The sequence below is a fragment of the Streptomyces canus genome (assembly GCF_041435015.1).
Classification (GTDB): domain Bacteria; phylum Actinomycetota; class Actinomycetes; order Streptomycetales; family Streptomycetaceae; genus Streptomyces; species Streptomyces canus_G.
The window spans coordinates 9,227,568-9,245,388 of the sequence record NZ_CP107989.1; the positions used below are offsets into that span (position 1 = coordinate 9,227,568).

Annotated in this window: 16 protein-coding genes; 14 read left to right on the top strand and 2 right to left on the bottom strand. The window is 70.4% G+C overall.

What is annotated here, in order from left to right:
• Positions 1–61: 61 nt before the first annotated feature.
• The gene (locus tag OG841_RS41970; protein WP_280855727.1) at positions 62–412 is read right to left on the bottom strand and encodes a VOC family protein; all 351 of its coding nucleotides are present in this window, start codon (positions 410–412) and stop codon (positions 62–64) included.
• 748 nt (positions 413–1,160) lie between these two features.
• Complete coding sequence (locus OG841_RS41975; RefSeq protein ID WP_328636577.1) at positions 1,161–2,192, bottom strand: LacI family DNA-binding transcriptional regulator; 1,032 nt, start codon at positions 2,190–2,192, stop codon at positions 1,161–1,163.
• A gap of 197 nt (positions 2,193–2,389) precedes the next feature.
• Between OG841_RS41975 and OG841_RS41980 the strand changes: the two genes are divergently transcribed.
• The 14 genes from OG841_RS41980 to galE all read left to right on the top strand — a co-directional run bounded on the left by OG841_RS41980 (position 2,390) and on the right by galE (position 17,792).
• Entirely contained in the window at positions 2,390–4,411 is a 2,022-nt protein-coding gene (locus OG841_RS41980; protein ID WP_328636576.1) for a beta-galactosidase, read from the top strand.
• Between the two features lie 576 nt (positions 4,412–4,987).
• On the top strand, positions 4,988–5,275 hold the full coding sequence (locus OG841_RS41985; protein ID WP_328636575.1) for a helix-turn-helix domain-containing protein: 288 nt from the start codon (positions 4,988–4,990) through the stop codon (positions 5,273–5,275).
• A 28-nt stretch (positions 5,276–5,303) separates the two neighbouring features.
• Entirely contained in the window at positions 5,304–6,266 is a 963-nt protein-coding gene (locus OG841_RS41990) for an SMP-30/gluconolactonase/LRE family protein (protein ID WP_328636574.1), read from the top strand.
• Between the two features lie 166 nt (positions 6,267–6,432).
• Complete coding sequence (crcB, locus tag OG841_RS41995) at positions 6,433–6,888, top strand: fluoride efflux transporter CrcB (protein ID WP_328636573.1); 456 nt, start codon at positions 6,433–6,435, stop codon at positions 6,886–6,888.
• Entirely contained in the window at positions 6,885–7,277 is a 393-nt protein-coding gene (locus OG841_RS42000) for a DUF190 domain-containing protein (RefSeq protein ID WP_328636572.1), read from the top strand. Before crcB (OG841_RS41995) ends, OG841_RS42000 begins: the two co-directional genes overlap by 4 nt.
• Positions 7,274–7,648 (top strand): fluoride efflux transporter CrcB, encoded by a 375-nt coding sequence (gene crcB / locus OG841_RS42005; RefSeq protein WP_328636571.1) that lies wholly within the window; start codon positions 7,274–7,276, stop codon positions 7,646–7,648. Before OG841_RS42000 ends, crcB (OG841_RS42005) begins: the two co-directional genes overlap by 4 nt.
• A gap of 73 nt (positions 7,649–7,721) precedes the next feature.
• A complete protein-coding gene (locus tag OG841_RS42010; protein ID WP_328636570.1) occupies positions 7,722–8,558 on the top strand; it encodes an undecaprenyl-diphosphate phosphatase in 837 nt (278 codons plus the stop codon).
• A gap of 147 nt (positions 8,559–8,705) precedes the next feature.
• Entirely contained in the window at positions 8,706–9,383 is a 678-nt protein-coding gene (locus tag OG841_RS42015; protein ID WP_306986815.1) for a FadR/GntR family transcriptional regulator, read from the top strand.
• Entirely contained in the window at positions 9,380–10,828 is a 1,449-nt protein-coding gene (locus OG841_RS42020) for an amino acid permease (RefSeq protein WP_365116902.1), read from the top strand. Before OG841_RS42015 ends, OG841_RS42020 begins: the two co-directional genes overlap by 4 nt.
• A gap of 79 nt (positions 10,829–10,907) precedes the next feature.
• A complete protein-coding gene (locus OG841_RS42025; protein WP_365116905.1) occupies positions 10,908–11,924 on the top strand; it encodes an asparaginase in 1,017 nt (338 codons plus the stop codon).
• Between the two features lie 138 nt (positions 11,925–12,062).
• Positions 12,063–13,478, top strand: a complete 1,416-nt coding sequence (gene aspA, locus OG841_RS42030; RefSeq protein WP_328636567.1) for an aspartate ammonia-lyase — start codon at positions 12,063–12,065, stop codon at positions 13,476–13,478.
• A gap of 321 nt (positions 13,479–13,799) precedes the next feature.
• Positions 13,800–14,831 carry a UDP-glucuronic acid decarboxylase family protein gene (locus OG841_RS42035; RefSeq protein WP_328636566.1) on the top strand — a complete coding sequence of 344 codons (1,032 nt, stop codon included), beginning with the start codon at positions 13,800–13,802 and terminating at the stop codon, positions 14,829–14,831.
• On the top strand, positions 14,828–16,702 hold the full coding sequence (locus OG841_RS42040) for a glycosyltransferase (RefSeq protein WP_371569653.1): 1,875 nt from the start codon (positions 14,828–14,830) through the stop codon (positions 16,700–16,702). The genes OG841_RS42035 and OG841_RS42040 overlap by 4 nt, the downstream gene beginning before the upstream one ends.
• Before the next feature lie 67 nt (positions 16,703–16,769).
• Positions 16,770–17,792: a UDP-glucose 4-epimerase GalE gene (galE, locus tag OG841_RS42045; RefSeq protein ID WP_328636564.1), complete on the top strand. Its 1,023-nt coding sequence runs from the start codon at positions 16,770–16,772 to the stop codon at positions 17,790–17,792.
• The last annotated feature ends 29 nt before the right edge of the window (positions 17,793–17,821 follow it).

The following is a 17,821-nucleotide window of genomic DNA, read 5'->3' on the forward strand; positions in this document are numbered from 1 at the left end:
ACGGTAACACCGATGCCGCCATTTGTTGACTGTGCAACTAGTGCATGTGCAAGGAGAGGCGTCAGGCCTGCGGATCCTGGGTGATCCCGACCAGGTTGCCGTCCGCGTCCTTGACGAAGGCGATCAGCTTGCCGCCGCCGACGTCCTGGACGTCCTGCAGCGTCTCGGCCCCGGCCGCCACCAGCGCCGCGAGCGTCGCCCGGATGTCATCGACGTGCCAGTACGGCACCGGGCCGGTCATGCCCCGGGCGTGCCCGTTCGGGTCGAGGCCGACGTCCTGTCCCGCGTCCTTGAAACCGACGTAGTACGGCTCGTCCGCATACGGCTCCACCCCCAGCAGCGCGCTGAACAGGGCCTTCGCCGCGGTCAGGTCCTTGACGGGGTAGATGATCGTCTTGAGGCCGGCGGTCATGGTGTGCTCCTTCGTGAAGTTCCCGACGGTCGGTGTCGGTGGTTTCACGCTAGGCCTGGGGAGGGCAGGCGCGCTTCTCCGATCCTGATCGGTCACCGCCCGCCGGAAACGAACGCGCCGGGTCAGGTCGCCGTGAGCGCGTCCCGGCGCGCACTCGCCCAGTCGGGGGAGGCCGCGTTCTCTGTACGGCGTGCTCGGCGCTGCCGCCTCGGGCGTGGGCGCCGGCCGCGGCGGGGGAGGTTGTGGCGTGGACCGACTCACCGTGCCCGACCGGCCGCCGGGTTCTCACGCCCAGCGGAGGGCGCGTCCTCGTCGGCCAGGGCTAAGACACGCTCGTCGTCGACGCGGGCGACCCGGACCGTCCGCACGATCGTCCATGTGTGTGCCGATCGGGTCGCCCCGCCAGTGACCGCCCGTACCTACCGGCGCCCGCTGCTCGATGTGGGACCGAGGCACGTCGATGTGTGCGTCGCCGGGCGGCGTGAACGCACCAGCAGGACCGATTGCGTGGCCTTGGCGGCTGGCGGCCGCCCCGGTTCGTCGTCGACGCGGGCGTCGCGGCCCGTCCGCACGATCGTCCATGTGTGTGCCGATCGGGTCGCCCCGCCAGTGACCGCCCGTACCTACCGGCGCCCGCTGCTCGACGTGGACCGAGGCGCGTCGATGTGTGCGTCGCCGGGCGGCGTGAACGCACCAGCAGGACCGACTGCGCGGCCCTGGCGGCCGGCGGCAGCCCCGAAGCCCGGCCTCAGGTCGACTCGCGCCGGACCAGCTCCGTGGGCAGGATCACCGCTGCCGGATCCTCTCCACCCAGCTGGGCCAGCAGCACCCGCACCATCTCGGCGCTGATGCGGTCGTAGGGCTGGCGGATCGTGGTGAGGGGAGGAGTGGCCTCGGTCGCGGCGATGGAGTCGTCGAAACCGCCGACGGCCACGTCCTCGGGGATCCGGCGGCCCGCTCGGCGCAGCGCCGTCAGGGCGCCCAGCGCCATGAGGTCGGAGGCGACGAACACGGCGTCCAGGTCGGGAGCCTGCGCCAGCAGCCGTTCGGCGCCCGCCTCCCCGGCGGCCCGGCTGTAGTCGCCGGAGACGACGAGCCGCTCGTCGATCCCGACGCCCGCCTCCGTCAGCACCTCCTTGTAGCCGGCGAGACGGTCGACACCGCCCGGCGAGTCCAGCGGGCCTGTCACGATGCCGATCCGGCGGCGACCCAGGGACAGCAGATGGCGCACCATGTCACGGGCGCCGTCGCGGTCGTCCGCGGCCACGTAGCTCACCTTGGAGCCGGACCTCATGGGTTTGCCGCACTGCACGACGGGCACGCCCGCCTTGTGCAGTTCCTCGGCCACCGGGTCGGCGGAGTGGCTGGTGACCAGCAGCACGCCGTCGAGGTGGCCCGCCGTGATGAACCGCTTGATCCGGCGCCGCTCGTCCTCGGTGCCCGCCAGCATCAGCAGCAGGGGGATGTCGTGCGCGGCCAGTGCCTGGGTGCAGCCGCGCAGCAGCACGTTGAAGTTGGGGTCCTCGAAGAACCGCTCCTGGGGCTCCGTGAGCAGGAAACCGACCGAGTCCGAGCGGCCGGTGATCAGCGAACGGGCGTGCCGGTTGACGACGTAACCCGTCTTGCGGATGGCGGCGTTGACCGCCTCCAGGGCGGGTGGGCTGACGTAATGTCCGCCGTTGAGGACGCGCGAGACGGTGCCCCGCGAGACCCCGGCCACGCGGGCCACGTCGTGGATCGTCGGTGGTTTGCGCCGGGCCCCCGCATTGTTCATGGTCAAGACTCTAAGCCCCTGTGGGCGGCACGAGGGTGCTCGAGCGGCGGGACGGCACGGGCAGGAGGCGACCACACTGGGATCGTGCACAGAAAAGCTTGCTGTAAGGCACTTGGCAAGGGTTGCTTCAGTACGGTTATCTTGGGCCGCGCACTTCTGGAGCCGTGTGTGCACGTTCCCAACCACTCGAAACGGGAGAGACCATGCCGGAGACCACCCCCAGGGGCCTCACCAGGCTTGCCTTCGGCGGGGACTACAACCCGGAGCAGTGGCCCGAGAGCGTCTGGGACGAGGACGTCCGGCTGATGCGCGAGGCCGGGGTCACGATGGTCAGCGTAGGGATCTTCTCCTGGGCGCTCCTGGAGCCGGAACCCGGCGTGTACGACTTCGGCTGGCTGGACCGGATCCTCGGACTGCTGCACGAGAACGGCGTCCGGGTCGACCTGGGCACGCCCACCGTCGTCCCGCCCGCCTGGTTCTACCGCGCCCACCCCGACGCACTGCCGGTCACGGCCGACGGCACCCGCCTCGCGTTCGGCTCGCGCGGCGCCATCTGCCACAGCAACCGTGCCTACCGGGCGGCCGCCGCCAACATCACCACCCGGCTCGCCGAGCGGTACGCCGACCACCCGGCTCTGGCGATGTGGCACGTGCACAACGAGTACGGCGTCCCCGTCTCCGCCTGCTACTGCGACTCCTGCGCCGCCCACTTCCGCCGCTGGCTCGCGGCGACGTACGGCGGCGTCGACGGCGTCAACGAGGCCTGGGGCACCGCATTCTGGGGCCAGCACTACACGAGCGTCGAGCAGATCGACCCGCCGCGTACCGCGGCCACCGTCGGCAACCCCGGCCAGGCGCTGGACTACAAGCGGTTCGCCGACGCCACCATGCGGGAGAACTTCGTGACGGAGCGGGACATCCTGCACCGGCTCTCCCCGGGCGTCCCGGTCACCACCAACTTCATGACCGCGCTCAGCCAGTGCGACTCCGTCGACTACTGGGCCTGGGGCCGCGAAGTCGACATCGTCACCAACGACCACTACCTCATCACCGACGGCCGCCGCACCCACGTCAACCTCGCCATGGCCGCCGACCTCACCCGCTCGGTCGCGGGCGGCGCCCCCTGGATCCTGCTGGAGCACTCCACCTCGGGCATCAACTGGCAGCCCCGCAACCCCGCCAAGGCCCCCGGCCAGATGGCCCGCAACTCCCTGGCGCACGTGGCCCGCGGCTCCGAGGGCGCCATGTTCTTCCAGTGGCGTCAGTCCCGGCGCGGCGCCGAGAAGTTCCACTCGGCGATGGTCCCGCACGGCGGCACCGACACGCGCGTGTGGCGCGAGGTCGTCGAACTGGGCGCCTCTCTGGACTCGTTGAGCCCTGTCCGCGGCTCCCGCACCCAGGCGGACGTGGCCGTCCTGTGGGACTGGCACTCCTGGTGGGCGCAGAACCTCGACTGGCGCCCCAGCGAGGGCCATGACGCGCGCGAGCGTGCCGACGCCTTCTACGAGGCCCTCTACGACCGCCACCTCACGGTCGACTTCGCCCACCCGGAAGCCGACTTGTCGGTTTATCCCCTTGTCGTCGTTCCCGCCCTGTACCTGATGACGGAGACTGCCGGGAACAACCTCAAGTCGTACGTCGAGAACGGCGGCACCCTCGTCGTGTCGTACTTCTCCGGCATCGTCGACGAGCACGACGCCGTCCACGCGGGTGCCCATCCGGGCGTGCTGCGGGATGTCCTGGGCCTGACCGTCGAGGAGTTCTCGCCGCTCCTGTCGGACCAGCTGGTGCGGATCACCGGACCCGACGGCTCCGAGCTCACCGGCGACGTGTGGACCGAGTTCGTCGTGCCGCGCGGCGCCGAGACGGTGTGGACGTACGCGGATGGCCTGGCCGCAGGTCACCCCGCCGTCACCCGGCACCGCCACGGTGAGGGCACGGCCTGGTACGTCTCCACGCGCCTGGCCGCCCAGGGCCTTGACGCGCTGCTCGGCTGGGCCGCCGAGGACGCCCAGCTCCCCTCGCGCGCCGACCTGCCCCACGACGTCGAGGTGGTCCGGCGCAACGGAGAGTCCGGTTCCTACGTCTTCGTGATCAACCACACCGCGTCGGAGGCCAAGGTGCCCCTGGACGCGGCGGGCACCGAACTGCTGACCGGCGAACGTGCCGCGGGCCGCCTGGCCGTCCCGGCGGGCGCCGTCCGGGTCGTCCGGCTCGACGCCTGAACCGACTCCCCTCCGCCCGCGAGACCACGAGCCGCGGGCGGAGGGGGCCTCACCCCAGGGAGCGGCAAGCCCGCGGATTGGCCTCGCAGGCAGGCCCGCATGCGCTTGCGGTCGGGATTGGCCTCGCGGCTCGGCCCCGGGTCCCGGCTCTGCCTCGCGGACCGGATCGGCCGCAAGCCGGCGGACCGGCATCACGGCCCGGATCTGCCTCGGGTCCAGGATCAGGCCCCGAACCCCCGGACTGGCCCCGGGTCCAGGACCGGCCCCAAACCCTGAACCGGCCCCGGGTCCAGGATCAGGCCCCAAACCCCGAACCGGCCTCCGGTCCAGGACCGGCCCCGAACCCCGGAGGAAGCCCCGAACCCCGGCCCGGCCCAAAACCCCCGCCCGGCCCAAAACCCCGGACCCAGCCCCCAGCCCCCGGAGGCAGCCGCGTTTGGCCTCCCGACCGCCCTGAGTGCCAACAGCCCTTTTTCTCAGAGGAGTTCGATCTCGGACAAGCTCGGTGACTCCGGGACAGGGCGGCTTCGACTGCGGGACAGTGGACGCACCCAGAAGGAGGGCGGAGGGGACGAGATGCTGAGGATCCCGGCCGGCCAGCGGCGTCTGGACATCCTGGAGTGGCTGAAGGACCCGGCCGCGCACTTCCCGCCGCAGCGGCACGGCGACCCCGCCCGGGACGGAGTCACCGCCGACGCCGTCGCACGCAAGCTCGGTGTGCGCCGCTCGGTCGCGGAGACCCACCTCGGCCTGCTCATGGACATCGGCCTGCTGCGTACCAGGAGAATCCGGTGGCGCACGTACTACCGTCGCGACGAGATGCGCATCGCCGAGGTGGCGCGCATGTTCGAGAAGGGCTGGTAGCGACCCGCACCGGAAGGGCAGGCACCTGATGGACCGTTCCACCGCACTGACTCCCCGCCACTACGTCGCGATCGGCGGCCACGGCCCCGAGGACGTCGTAGCCGACGCCCGCGGCCGGGTCCTCACCGGAGTGGCGGACGGCCGCATCCTGCGCATCGACGGACTGACGGAACCGCTCGCCGCCCGCGTCGAGGTGCTCGCCGAGACCGGCGGCAGGCCGCTCGGCCTCGAACTCCTCCCGGACGGTGCCCTGTTGGTGTGCGACGCCGAACGCGGACTGCTGGGCGTCGACCTCGCCGACGGCACCGTACGCGTCATCGCCGACGAGGTGGCGGGGGAGCGGCTGCGGTTCGCCAGCAACGTGGTCGCGCTGTCCGACGGCAGCGTGTACTTCACCGTCTCCAGCCGTCGTTACCCCCTGGACCAGTGGATCGGCGACATCGTCGAACACACCGGCACCGGCAGCCTCCTGCGCCTGGCGCCCGGCGACGACACTCCCGAAGTCCTGTTGGAGGGGCTCCAGTTCGCCAACGGCCTCGCCGCGAGCGGCGACGAGTCCTTCCTGGTCGTCGCCGAGACGGGGGCCCGCCGGCTCACCCGTTACTGGCTCGACGGACCGCAGGCCGGACGCGCCGAACCCCTCGCCGAGAACCTGCCCGGCATGCCCGACAACATCTGGCGCGGCGGACCCGACGGCCCGATCTGGGTCTCGCTCGCCGGGCCCCGGGTACCGCCGCTCGACCTGCTCCACCGCGCCGCCCCACCGGTCCGCCGAGCCGCCGCCCGCATCGCCGTACGCGCCCCCTACCGCCCCACGGGCAGCATCGGCGTCCTCGCGGTCGACGACACGGGCGAGGTCGTCCACCACCTCGCCCGCAACCGTTCCCGCTTCCGCATGGTCACCAGCGTCTGCGAGGCCTCCGGCCACCTGGTCCTCGGCAGCCTCTGGGAGCGCGGCATCGCGCTGTGCGAGCCGCCCGCCGCGAAGTGACCCCGGCGGCGCCCCGGCGTTACCCTGGTCCTCGGTCGCGATCACCCTCGCGGCGCGGCGGTGGGGCCCGCCGTACCCGAACCGCGGCGAAGGCGCCGCCAACGGTCCCTACTTGCGGTGGAGCGCGCCCGTGTGCCGGGCCCCGGCGAGTAGGAGAGACACGACCATGACAGCCCCGGAGAGCCTCCGCGCCCCCGCCGGACCCGCGCGCCCGTCGCTCTGGCACGGTCAGGTGCCGGTCGTCGCGGTGGTCGCGCTGGGCGGCGCCCTCGGGGCCGCCGCCCGGTACGCCCTCTCCCTCCACTGGCCCACCCCGCCCGGCGGATTCCCCTGGGCGACCTTCTGGACCAACGTCGTCGGCTGTGCCGTCATCGGCGTGTTCATGGTCGTCATCACCGACGTGTGGGCCGCCCACCGCCTCGTCCGCCCCTTTTTCGGCACCGGCGTCCTGGGCGGCTTCACCACCTTCTCGACCTACGCAGTCGACATCCAGAAACTCGTCGATCGCGGCCGGCCCGCCACGGGCCTGGCCTATCTCGCCGCGACGCTGCTCGCGGCCCTCACCGCGGTGTGGCTCGCGTCCACAGCGACCCGTCGCGTCCTGAAGTGGAGGCAGCCATGACGAGGCTGACCGGCAGCGCCCTGCGCGTGACCGTCTACATCGGCGAGAACGACACCTGGCACCACAAGCCCCTCTACACCGAGATCGTGCACCGCGCCCACGCGGCGGGGCTCGCCGGGGCCAGCGTCTTCCGCGGCATCGAGGGTTTCGGTGCCTCCTCCCTGATCCACACCTCCCGGCTGCTGTCCCTCAGTGAGGACCTGCCGGTGGCCGTCGTGATCGTCGACACCGAGACCCGCGTACGGGAGTTCCTGCCGCAGCTCGACGAACTCATCACCGAGGGCCTGGTGACCCTCGACCCGTGCGAGGTGATCCGGTACGTCGGCCGCGACGGAACTCAGGACGCAAGCCAGGGCAGAACGGGCATGAAGGGTAAGAAGTCGTTGTGAACTGGATGCTGGTCGTCACGGGTGCCATGGTCGGTGCCCCGCTCCGCTATCTCACCGACCGCGCGGTGCAGTCCCGGCACGACTCGCTCTTCCCCTGGGGCACCTTCGCCGTCAATGTCACGGGCTGTCTGGTCCTCGGCCTGCTCACCGGGGCCGTGGCCGAAGGGGCTGGCGGATCCCACCTCCAGCTCCTCCTGGGCACCGGTCTGTGCGGGGCCCTGACGACGTACTCGACCTTCTCCTACGAGACCCTGCGGCTCAGCGAGACCGGGGCACGCTTCTACGCGGCGACCAACGTGGCCGCGAGCGTGGTGGCGGGTCTCGGGGCGGCCTTCGCGGGCGTGGCGCTGGCGCGGGCCGTGTGGGCGTAGGCCTCGACGCTTGTCCGCGTGTAGTAAGACTGTGCCCTCCGCACCTGCCTTCCCCTGAGAAGAACTGGATCCCATGAGCGTCATCAGCGTCGGTCAGGCCGTCGTCCTCGGAGCCGTCGAGGGGGTGACCGAGTTCCTGCCCGTCTCCTCCACCGGCCATCTGAAGATCGTCGAGGGTTTGATGAACATCCCCGTCGACGACGACGCCGTCGTCGGGTTCTCGGCCGTCATCCAGGTCGGCGCGATCGCCGCCGTGCTCGTGTACTTCTTCAAGGACATCGTGCGGATCGTCTCCGCGTGGGGGAGAGGGCTGGTCAACAAGGAGGAGCGCTACCACCACGACTACAAGTTCGCCTGGTGGGTGATCGCCGCGACCATCCCGATCGTCGTCGTCGGCCTGGCCGCCAAGCCGCTCATCGAGGGACCGCTCGCCTCCCTGTGGGTGGTCGCGGGCTCCCTGATCGTCGGCAGCGGGGTGATGTGGGCGGCGGACCAGATGGGGCGGCACAAGCGCGGTGAGGACGACACCTCGTTCAAGGACGCGATGCTGGTCGGCAGCTCGCAGATCCTCGCGCTGCTCTTCCCCGGCTTCTCCCGATCCGGCGCGACCATGTCCACGGCCCTGATCCTCGACCTGGACCGTGTGGCCGCCACCCGCCTGTCGTTCTTCCTCGGCATCCCCGCCCTCACCGGCGCCGGCATCTACGAGCTCAAGGACGCCCTCGGTGCGGGCGTGGGGGCGGCTCCGCTCGCCGTCGGCACGGGCGTCTCCTTCGTCGTCGCCTACGCCTCCATCGCCTGGCTGCTGAAGTTCGTGGCCAAGCATTCCTTCAACGCCTTCGTGGTCTACCGGCTCGTCGTGGGCCTGCTGCTCTTCGGCCTGCTGACCACGGGGACGCTCAGCAGCTGACCGCCAGGCGGGTGCGAGGCGGCTCCGGCTCCTCGCACCCTCGTCCGCCCGGCCCCTTGACAGCACCCTCTCGCCGCCCGGAGTATCTCTCCCGTGAACCTGTCAGACAGCCGGACAGCCAGTCAGCCTCCGCGGCGCATCAGCGCCATGGAGGCGGTGCTGGCGCATCTGCGTGACGCCATCGAGCGTGGGGAGTACGCCATCGGCGACAAGCTCCCCTCCGAGGCGGAGCTCTGCCGCACCCTGGAGATCAGCCGACCCGTCCTGCGTGAGGCCCTCAGGGCCCTGCAGACCATGGGCCTGACGGTCTCCAAGACCGGCAAGGGCACCTTCGTCGTGGCCAACGCGGTGGAGGACCCCACCTTCGGCGACTACGCGGCCAGCGACCTCCTGGAGGTGCGCCGCCACGTCGAGATCCCGGTCGCCGGGTACGCGGCCCGGCGTCGCACCCCGGAGAACCTGGACCACCTGGCCCACCTGCTGGACCGGATGGAACGGGAGACCGACACCACGGCGTGGGTCGCCATGGACACCCTCTTCCACCTCGCCGTGGCCGAGGCCGCCCAGAACCCGGTCTTCCGCCGGGTCATCGAGGAGATCCGGGACGCACTGGCGCGTCAGTCGGCGTTCCTCAACGAGCTGGGCGGGCGGCGGGAGCAGTCCAACCGCGAGCACCGCGCGATCGTCGAGGCGCTGATCGACGGTTCCGAGCACGACGCGGTGGAGGCCATGTCCCACCACCTCGACCGCGTAGAGACCACCCTCACCGACATCGTGCGTTCCCCGCGCACGGACAGTCCCACGGAAGGCGGACCCGAGGCGTGAGCGAGCAGTCACTGCACGACGGAGTGCAGAAACGTTCCGGCCATGTCGACGCCGGAGACGAGGGCTACAGCAAGTCCCTCAAGTCACGACACGTCAACATGATCGCCATCGGCGGCGCGATCGGCACCGGCCTCTTCCTGGGCGCCGGCGGCCGTCTGGCCGACGCCGGCCCCTCCCTGTTCATCGCCTACGCGGTCTGCGGAGTCTTCGCCTTCCTCGTCGTGCGGGCTCTCGGCGAACTCGTCCTGTACCGGCCCTCCTCCGGCGCCTTCGTGTCGTACGCCCGGGAGTTCCTCGGCGAGAAGGGCGCCTACGTCGCCGGCTGGATGTACTTCCTGAACTGGGCCACCACCGGCATCGCCGACATCACCGCCGTCGCCCTCTACACCCACTACTGGGGCATGTTCTCCGACATCCCGCAGTGGGTGATCGCGCTCATCGCGCTCGCGGTCGTCCTCACCGTCAACCTCATCTCGGTGAAGATGTTCGGCGAGCTGGAGTTCTGGTTCGCCATCATCAAGGTGGGCGCGCTCGTGGCGTTCATGCTGATCGGCATCTTCCTGCTGGCCACCCAGCACCCGATCGACGGCCACCACCCCGGCCCGTCCCTGATCACCGACAACGGCGGCGTCTTCCCCAGCGGCCTGCTGCCCATGCTCCTGATCATCCAGGGTGTCGTCTTCGCCTACGCCTCGGTCGAACTGGTCGGCGTCGCCGCGGGCGAGACCGAGAACCCCGAGAAGATCATGCCCAAGGCGATCAACTCGATCATGTGGCGCGTCGGCGTCTTCTACGTCGGCTCGGTCCTCCTGCTCTCGATGCTGCTGCCCTGGAACAAGTACAGCGCCGGCGAGAGCCCCTTCGTGACCGTCCTGTCCAACATCGGCATCCCGGCGGCCGGCGGTGTGATGAACCTCGTCGTCCTCACCGCGGCCATGTCCTCGCTCAACTCCGGCCTGTACAGCACCGGGCGCATCCTGCGCTCCATGGCGATGTCCGGCTCCGCCCCGAAGTTCACCGGCGTGATGAGCCGGAGCCAGGTCCCCTACGGCGGCATCCTGCTCACCAGCGGCATCTGTGTCCTCGGTGTCGGCCTCAACTACGTGGTCCCCGCCGACGCGTTCGAGATCGTGCTCAACTTCGCCGCCATCGGCATCCTCGCCACCTGGGGCATGATCATGGTCTGTCACCTGCTCTTCTGGCAGAAGACCGAGAAGGGTGACCTCACCCGCCCCGGCTACCGACTGCCGGGATCCCCGTGGACCGAACTCGTGACGCTGGCCTTCCTCGCCTCCGTCCTGGTCCTCATGTACGCCGACGGCGGCGCCGGCCGCACCACCGTGCTGTGCCTCCCGCTGATCGTCGCGGCCCTGATCGCCGGGTGGTTCGCCGTCCGGGGCAGGGTCTCCCGTACCTCCACCGAGAGCGAATCCACCGGCGCGTGATCGCTCGCGCGCATACCGAGCCCGAATCGACCGGCACGCACGCGTGACCCGCGTGACGTCCCCGGAGAAGCAGGAAGTGATGCACAGCAGTCCCGTCGCGGCCGCACCCCTGGTCCGTGAACCCCTCCACGCTCCCGTCGCCCACCTCATCCGCGGTGGGCTGATCGAGGGCACCCACTACGGTTCCGTCGTCGTCCTCGACGGCGACGGGGACGTCCGTTTCCAACTCGGTGACATCGAGGCCGCGTTCTACCCGCGGTCCGCGCTCAAGCCGGTCCAGGCCGTCGCCATGGTCCGGGCCGGGCTGCCGCTCGACGGCGAGCTCCTCTCGCTCACCGCGGCCAGCCACTCCGGCGAGGAACGCCACCTCGCCGGGGCTCGGCGGATCCTGGAGCTCGCGGGCGTGTCCGAGGACGCCCTGCGCAACGTCGAGGACATGCCGTTCGGCCCGGCCGTGAGGGACGCGTGGATCCGGGAGGGCCGCGCGCCCTCGCGGCTCGCGCAGAACTGCTCCGGCAAGCACGCGGCGATGCTGTACACGTGCGTGCTCAACGACTGGCCTCTCGAGGGGTACCTCGACCCCTCGCATCCGCTCCAGCAGGCGATCGCCGAGATCGTCGAGGACCTGACCGGGCAGCGGATCGCGCGGGTGACCGTCGACGGGTGCGGTGCGCCATTGTTCTCCGTCTCGCTGCACGGCCTCGCCCGGGCCGCGGCACGGATCACCTCGGCGGCTCCCGGTACCCCCGAGGCCCGGGTCGCCGACGCGATGCGGGAGCATGCCGAGATGGCGTCCGGGGCGGGGCGGGACGTGGCCGCGCTGATGAAGGCCGTGCCCGGACTGCTCGCGAAGGACGGGTTCGAGGGCGTTCAGGTCGCCGCGCTTCCGGATGGGCGCGCTGTCGCCGTGAAGATCTCCGACGGGGCGAATCGGGCGCGGGTGCCGGTTGCCGCGGCGGCGTTGGCGTGGGCCGGGGTGTCGCCGGATCTGCTCACGGAGTTCCGGGGGGAGGCGCTTCTTGGAGGCGGCCTTGAGGTCGGGTGTGTGCGGCCCGTTCGTTCGCTGGAGCCCGTTGGTGTCTCGGCTTGCGCCTGAGGATGTGCCGGATTGCTTTGAATGGCGGCTGACGGCCGGTAGTGGCTGGTCGCGCCGCGCGGCGGAGCCGCACATGGATACAGCCCCGCGCCCCCAAGAGATTCACCCTCACCCTCTCGGAAAGAGGAACCGAACCACATGAGCGTCGTCGTTACCCGCCGTGAGCACGACCTGCTCGGGGATCGTGATATTCCCGCCGATGTCTACTGGGGTGTCCACACCCTGCGTGCCACCGAGAACTTCCCCATCACCGGGACGCCGATCTCCGCCTACCCGCACCTCATCGACGCGCTCGCCGCCGTCAAGGAGGCAGCAGCTCTCGCCAATGAGGAGCTCGGGCTGCTGGAGCCCAGGAAGGCCGCCGCGATCGTCGAGGCCTGCCGGGAGATCCGGGACGGGAAGCTGCACGACCAGTTCGTGGTCGACGTGATCCAGGGCGGGGCGGGCACCTCGACCAACATGAACGCCAACGAGGTCGTCGCCAACCGGGCGTTGGAGCTGCTGGGGCACGAGAAGGGGCAGTACTCGTTCCTGCACCCCAACGAGGACGTCAACCTGGGCCAGTCGACCAATGACGTCTACCCGACCGCCGTCAAGACAGCGACGGTCTTCGCCGTGCATGGACTGCTCGAGGCGATGGCTGTACTGCAGGACGCGTTCGCCCGTAAGGCCGTGGAGTTCCGCGACGTGCTCAAGATGGGCCGTACACAGTTGCAGGACGCCGTCCCCATGACGCTGGGCCAGGAGTTCTCGGCCTATGCCGTCATGATTGACGAGGATCGGTCCCGTCTTGACGAGGCCGTCCAGCTGATCCACGAGATCAACCTGGGTGCCACGGCGATCGGGACCGGACTCAATGCTCCCGCCGGGTACGCCGAGTCGGCCCGGCGCCACCTGGCCGCCATCACGGGGCTGCCGCTGGTGACCGCGGCCAACCTGGTGGAGGCGACGCAGGACTGCGGTGCGTTCGTGCAGATGTCCGGTGTGCTCAAGCGGGTCGCGGTCAAGCTCTCCAAGAGCTGCAACGACCTGCGGCTGCTGTCGTCCGGGCCGCGCGCGGGCCTCGGCGAGATCAACCTGCCGCCGGTGCAGGCCGGTTCGTCGATCATGCCGGGGAAGGTCAACCCGGTGATCCCGGAGGTCGTCAACCAGGTCGCCTTCGAGGTGATCGGCAACGACGTGACCATCACGATGGCCGCGGAGGCGGGACAGCTCCAGCTCAACGCCTTCGAGCCGATCATCCTGCACTCCCTGTCGGAGTCGATCACCCACCTGCGCGCCGCCTGCCTCACCCTCGCCGAACGCTGCGTGGACGGCATCACCGCCAACACCGAGGCGCTGCGCCGGACGGTCGAGAACTCCATCGGCCTGGTCACCGCCCTCAACCCGCACATCGGGTACACGGCCGCCACCGACATCGCCAAGGAGGCCCTCGTCAGCGGCCGGGGAGTGGCCGAACTCGTCCTCGAGAAGGGCCTGCTGCCGGCCGAGCGCCTGGCGGACCTCCTGCGTCCGGAGGTACTCGCCGGCAGCGGCACGGCACAGGCGATCTGACGAGCGGCCTCCTCGCGCCGCGTGACACCGGTGTGCCGCGCCGCACCGACACGCGGCGCCGTCACACCCAGGGGTGAACCGCGCCGGGGGAGTGCACCCGTCACAACCGAATGCTGGCGGGAGAACGAGAGACGACGTCCCCTCGGCCGGTGCCGCTGATCGGCGCAGCCCGTGTCGCTATTCCCCGTAAAGTCTTATTAATACTCATATGGTGAATTGTGCGGCCTTCGAAACAGGCCGTCTCCTGTCCTGGTGAAAGACCCTGCACACTCTGCGCCGGGCGGAGCGATGGAATCCCTTCGGTGAGTCCAGGAGAATTTCATGCGTGTGGCCGTGACAGGTGGCGGCGGTTTTCTCGGTTCCCATCTATGCGAAGCACTCCTTCGGCGCGGCGACGAAGTCGTATGCCTCGACGACTTCTCGACCGGCGATCCGGCGAACATCGCCCCCTTTCTCGGAGATCCGGCTTTCGAACTCGTCCGCGGGGACGTCAGCCTTTCCGTGGAGGTGTCGGGCACCGTCGACGCAGTGGCCCACCTCGCCAGCCCCGCCTCGCCTCCCGACTACCTCGCCCGCCCGCTGGAGACGCTCGCCGTGGGCAGCAGAGGTACGGAGAACGCGCTGCAGCTCGCGGCGCGTCACTCCGCTCGCTTCGTGCTCGCCTCCACGAGCGAGGTGTACGGAGACCCCGAGGTACACCCTCAGGACGAGACGTACTGGGGCCACGTCAACCCCATCGGCCCGCGCAGCGTCTACGACGAGGCGAAAAGGTTCTCCGAAGCACTGACCCAGGCCTACCGGACGAACCGCGGAACGAACACGGGAATCGTGCGGATCTTCAACACCTATGGTCCGCGCATGCGCCCGCACGACGGCCGGGTCGTCTCCAGCTTCGTCGTCCAGGCACTCGCCCAGGAGCCGTTGACCGTCTACGGAGACGGAAAGCAGACCCGCAGTTTCTGCTACGTCGACGACCTGGTGCGCGGAATCGTCGCGATGCTCGACCACGACGAACCCGGACCGGTCAACCTCGGGAACCCCGTCGAACTGACGGTCCTGCAACTGGCGGAACTCGTTCTCGACCTCACGGGATCGCAGGCCGAGATCCAGTTCCACTCGCTGCCGGTCGACGACCCCACCCGCCGCCGGCCGACCATCGCCAGAGCCATGCAGCGCCTGGGCTGGAGCCCCGAAATCGGCATCGAGGACGGGCTGCGGCGAACGGTGGAATGGTTCGCCTCCCGGCCGGACGACATCGCCGCCGCGCTCTCCGCGATCCGGGGAGGTCAGCACGACGGCGTCGTCACGGCGGCCTCCTGCCGGGTCGGCGCGACCGTCGCCGCCGCGTCGTGACCCAGACGGATCACGGTGGCCGGACGCCCGGCACCGCCCTGGACGGTGCTGCGGGTGCGGCGCACACCGACGAGGCGATGCTGAGAACCCACCTGCGGACCCTGTCGGCGGGCAACGTCGTCGACATGCCCGCCGACGGACCGGTTTTCGGCAAACCGCGCAGAAGGCTCACGCCCGGACCCGCGTCCTGCATTCCGCTGCTGGGGCGCCTCGACCAGATGAAGGTGTCCCTGCTCGCGGTGGGCTGGTGGGCCGCCTTCGTCTGCTTCTGGGAGTGGTGGCTGCGTCCGGAACACCGGGCCGGCCTGGTGGGCTTCGCGGTGAACAGCGCCCTCCTGGTGTACCTGTCCGTGCTGCCGCTGTACTTCGTCGTCGTGATGGTACGGCTGCGCACCTTCGACCCCGCCGTCGAGGTGCCCCGGCTGCGGACCGCGTTCGTGGTGACCCGGGCCCCGTCGGAGCCCTGGGCGGTCGCCCGCACCACCCTGAGCGCGATGCTGCGCCAGGAATTCCCGCACCCCTACGACGTATGGCTGTGCGACGAGGACCCGAGCCAGGAGATCCTGGACTGGTGCGAGGCCAACGCCGTGCGCGTGTCCTGCCGCCGCGGTGCCGCGTCGTACCACCGCGACGTCTGGCCCCGCCGCACCCGGTGCAAGGAGGGCAACCTCGCGCACTTCTACGACCACTGGGGCTACTCCGACTACGACGTGGTCGCCCAGTTGGACGTCGACCACGTACCGCACCTCCGCTACCTGGGGGAAGTGGTCAGGCCGTTCGCCGATCCGGCCATCGGCTACGTCGCCGCACCCAGCGTGTGCGACGCCAACGCCCGCACCTCGTGGTCGGCACGCGGACGGCTGTACCGCGAGGCCACCTTCCACGGACCGATGCAACTGGGCCACTCCGACGGTCTGGCACCGCTGTGCATCGGTTCCCACTACGCCGTACGGACCCGTGCTCTCCAGGACATCGGCGGGCTCGGCCCCGAACTGGCCGAGGACTTCGCCACCACGTTCCTGCTGAACTCAGCGGGCTGGCACGGGGCGTTCGCCATCGACGCGGAGGCGCACGGCGACGGCCCCATCACCTTCGCCGCCATGGTGACTCAGGAGTTCCAGTGGTCGCGGAGCCTGGTGTTCATGCTGCTGGGCATGCTCCCGAAGCATTTGCGGCGCATGCCCGGCCGGCTGCGGATCCGCTTCGCCTTCGCCCTCTCCTACTATCCGCTGCTCGCGCTGACGACCACCGCCGGACTGCTGCTGCCGCCGATCGCCGCGGTCACCGGCCGGCCGTGGATCAACGTGAACTACGGCGCTTTCCTCCTGCACTTCTGGGCCATGTCGTTCTTCCTGATCCTGCTCACCCTGCTGCTGCGCAGACGCGGCCTGCTGCGGCCCGTCGACGCGCCGCTGCTGAGCTGGGAGGGCTGGCTGTTCGGGCTGACCCGCTGGCCGTGGGTCGCCTGGGGAGCCGCGGCCGCGCTGGTGCAGCGCCTGCGGCCGAGGAAGGTCGTCTTCACGGTGACGCCCAAGGTCCGTGACGGCATGGAGCCGTTGCCCCTGCGCGTGGTGCTCCCCTACCTCCTGATCACCGTCGTCCTGTCCGGTGCGGCCGTGGTCGGGCAGCTGACCGGACCCGCCATCGGCTATGTGTTCCTGTGTCTCCTCGGCTCGCTCTCCTACGCCTTGGTGACCCTCGCCGTCAGCGTGCTGCACATCCGTGAGACCGCGAGGTCCGCGGGCGTGGGCGCGCATCGGGCGCTGCGGACGGCGATGCTGCCGCTGGCCTCGGGTCTCGTCGCGCTCGTGCCGCTGGGTTTCGCGCTGCTGCTGTTCCCGACCTATGTGCGGGGCTTCCTATCGGGCTGATGCCGGTGGTCGCCCGGCGTCCCGCCCGCAACGTCCCCCTCCCTTGTGACGAAGAACGAGGTTCCCGATGTCCGAAACCGTCCTGGTGACCGGTGGCGCCGGCTTCATCGGCAGCCACACCTGCGTCGAACTGCTCGCCCACGGCTACGAAGTCGTCGTCGTCGACAACCACGTCAACAGCTCTCCCCACGCCTTGGAGCGCATCGCCAAGACCGCGGGCCGACCGCTCGCCGCCGCCTACCAGGTCGACGTGCGCGACCGGCCGGCTCTCGCGCAGGTGTTCGCCACCCATCAGGTGGACGCGGTCATCCATTTCGCGGCCCACAAGGCGGTCGGGGAGTCGGTGGCGCTGCCGGTCGAGTACTACGACACGAACGTGGGCGGCACCTGCGCCCTGCTGTCGGTCATGCACGAGCACGCCGTCCGACGGCTGGTCTTCTCCTCGTCGTGCTCCGTCTACGGCGACGCGCGGACCGTGCCCCTGACCGAGCGGAGCCCGGTGGCGCCCACGAACCCCTACGCCCGCACCAAGCTGACGTGCGAGCGGATCCTGGAGGACGTCTGCGCCCACCTGACGGACATGAAGGTGCTCGCCCTGCGCTACTTCAACCCGGTCGGAGCCCACCCCGGCGGGCTGCTCGGCGAGGACCCGCGGGGCGTCCCCGACAACGTCATGCCGTACGTCGCCCAGGTCGCCGTGGGCCGACGGGAGCGGCTGAGCGTCTTCGGGGACGACTACCCCACGCCGGACGGCACCGGAGTGCGGGACTACATCCACGTCATGGACGTCGCCGAGGGACACCGGGTGGCCCTCCAGCACCTGGACGACCGCACCGGCATGCGGGTGTTCAACCTGGGCACGGGCACCGGCACCTCCGTGCTGCAACTGGTCGCGGCCTTCGCCGAGGCGAGCGGCCGACCCATCCCCCACCAGGTCGTCGACCGCAGACCCGGCGACGTCGCCGAGCTCGTCGCCGACGCGAGCGCGGTGGCCGAGGCCTGGGACTGGACCACCACGCGTGACCTCGCCGCCATGTGCCGTGACGCCTGGCGGTTCCAGGAACTCAACCCCCACGGCTACGCCCGCTGACCCGTCGACTCGGCGGTCCCAAGACAGGA

What these genes read in the sequence shown, in the direction of transcription:
- OG841_RS41970 (WP_280855727.1), bottom strand. Translation starts at nt 412, where the DNA reads ATGACCGCCGGCCTCAAGACGATCATCTACCCCGTCAAGGACCTGACC.
- OG841_RS41980 (WP_328636576.1), top strand. Translation starts at nt 2,390, where the DNA reads ATGCCGGAGACCACCCCCAGGGGCCTCACCAGGCTTGCCTTCGGCGGG.
- OG841_RS41985 (WP_328636575.1), top strand. Translation starts at nt 4,988, where the DNA reads ATGCTGAGGATCCCGGCCGGCCAGCGGCGTCTGGACATCCTGGAGTGG.
- OG841_RS41990 (WP_328636574.1), top strand. Translation starts at nt 5,304, where the DNA reads ATGGACCGTTCCACCGCACTGACTCCCCGCCACTACGTCGCGATCGGC.
- crcB (WP_328636573.1), top strand. Translation starts at nt 6,433, where the DNA reads ATGACAGCCCCGGAGAGCCTCCGCGCCCCCGCCGGACCCGCGCGCCCG.
- OG841_RS42000 (WP_328636572.1), top strand. Translation starts at nt 6,885, where the DNA reads ATGACGAGGCTGACCGGCAGCGCCCTGCGCGTGACCGTCTACATCGGC.
- OG841_RS42010 (WP_328636570.1), top strand. Translation starts at nt 7,722, where the DNA reads ATGAGCGTCATCAGCGTCGGTCAGGCCGTCGTCCTCGGAGCCGTCGAG.
- OG841_RS42015 (WP_306986815.1), top strand. Translation starts at nt 8,706, where the DNA reads ATGGAGGCGGTGCTGGCGCATCTGCGTGACGCCATCGAGCGTGGGGAG.
- OG841_RS42025 (WP_365116905.1), top strand. Translation starts at nt 10,908, where the DNA reads ATGCACAGCAGTCCCGTCGCGGCCGCACCCCTGGTCCGTGAACCCCTC.
- aspA (WP_328636567.1), top strand. Translation starts at nt 12,063, where the DNA reads ATGAGCGTCGTCGTTACCCGCCGTGAGCACGACCTGCTCGGGGATCGT.
- OG841_RS42035 (WP_328636566.1), top strand. Translation starts at nt 13,800, where the DNA reads ATGCGTGTGGCCGTGACAGGTGGCGGCGGTTTTCTCGGTTCCCATCTA.
- galE (WP_328636564.1), top strand. Translation starts at nt 16,770, where the DNA reads ATGTCCGAAACCGTCCTGGTGACCGGTGGCGCCGGCTTCATCGGCAGC.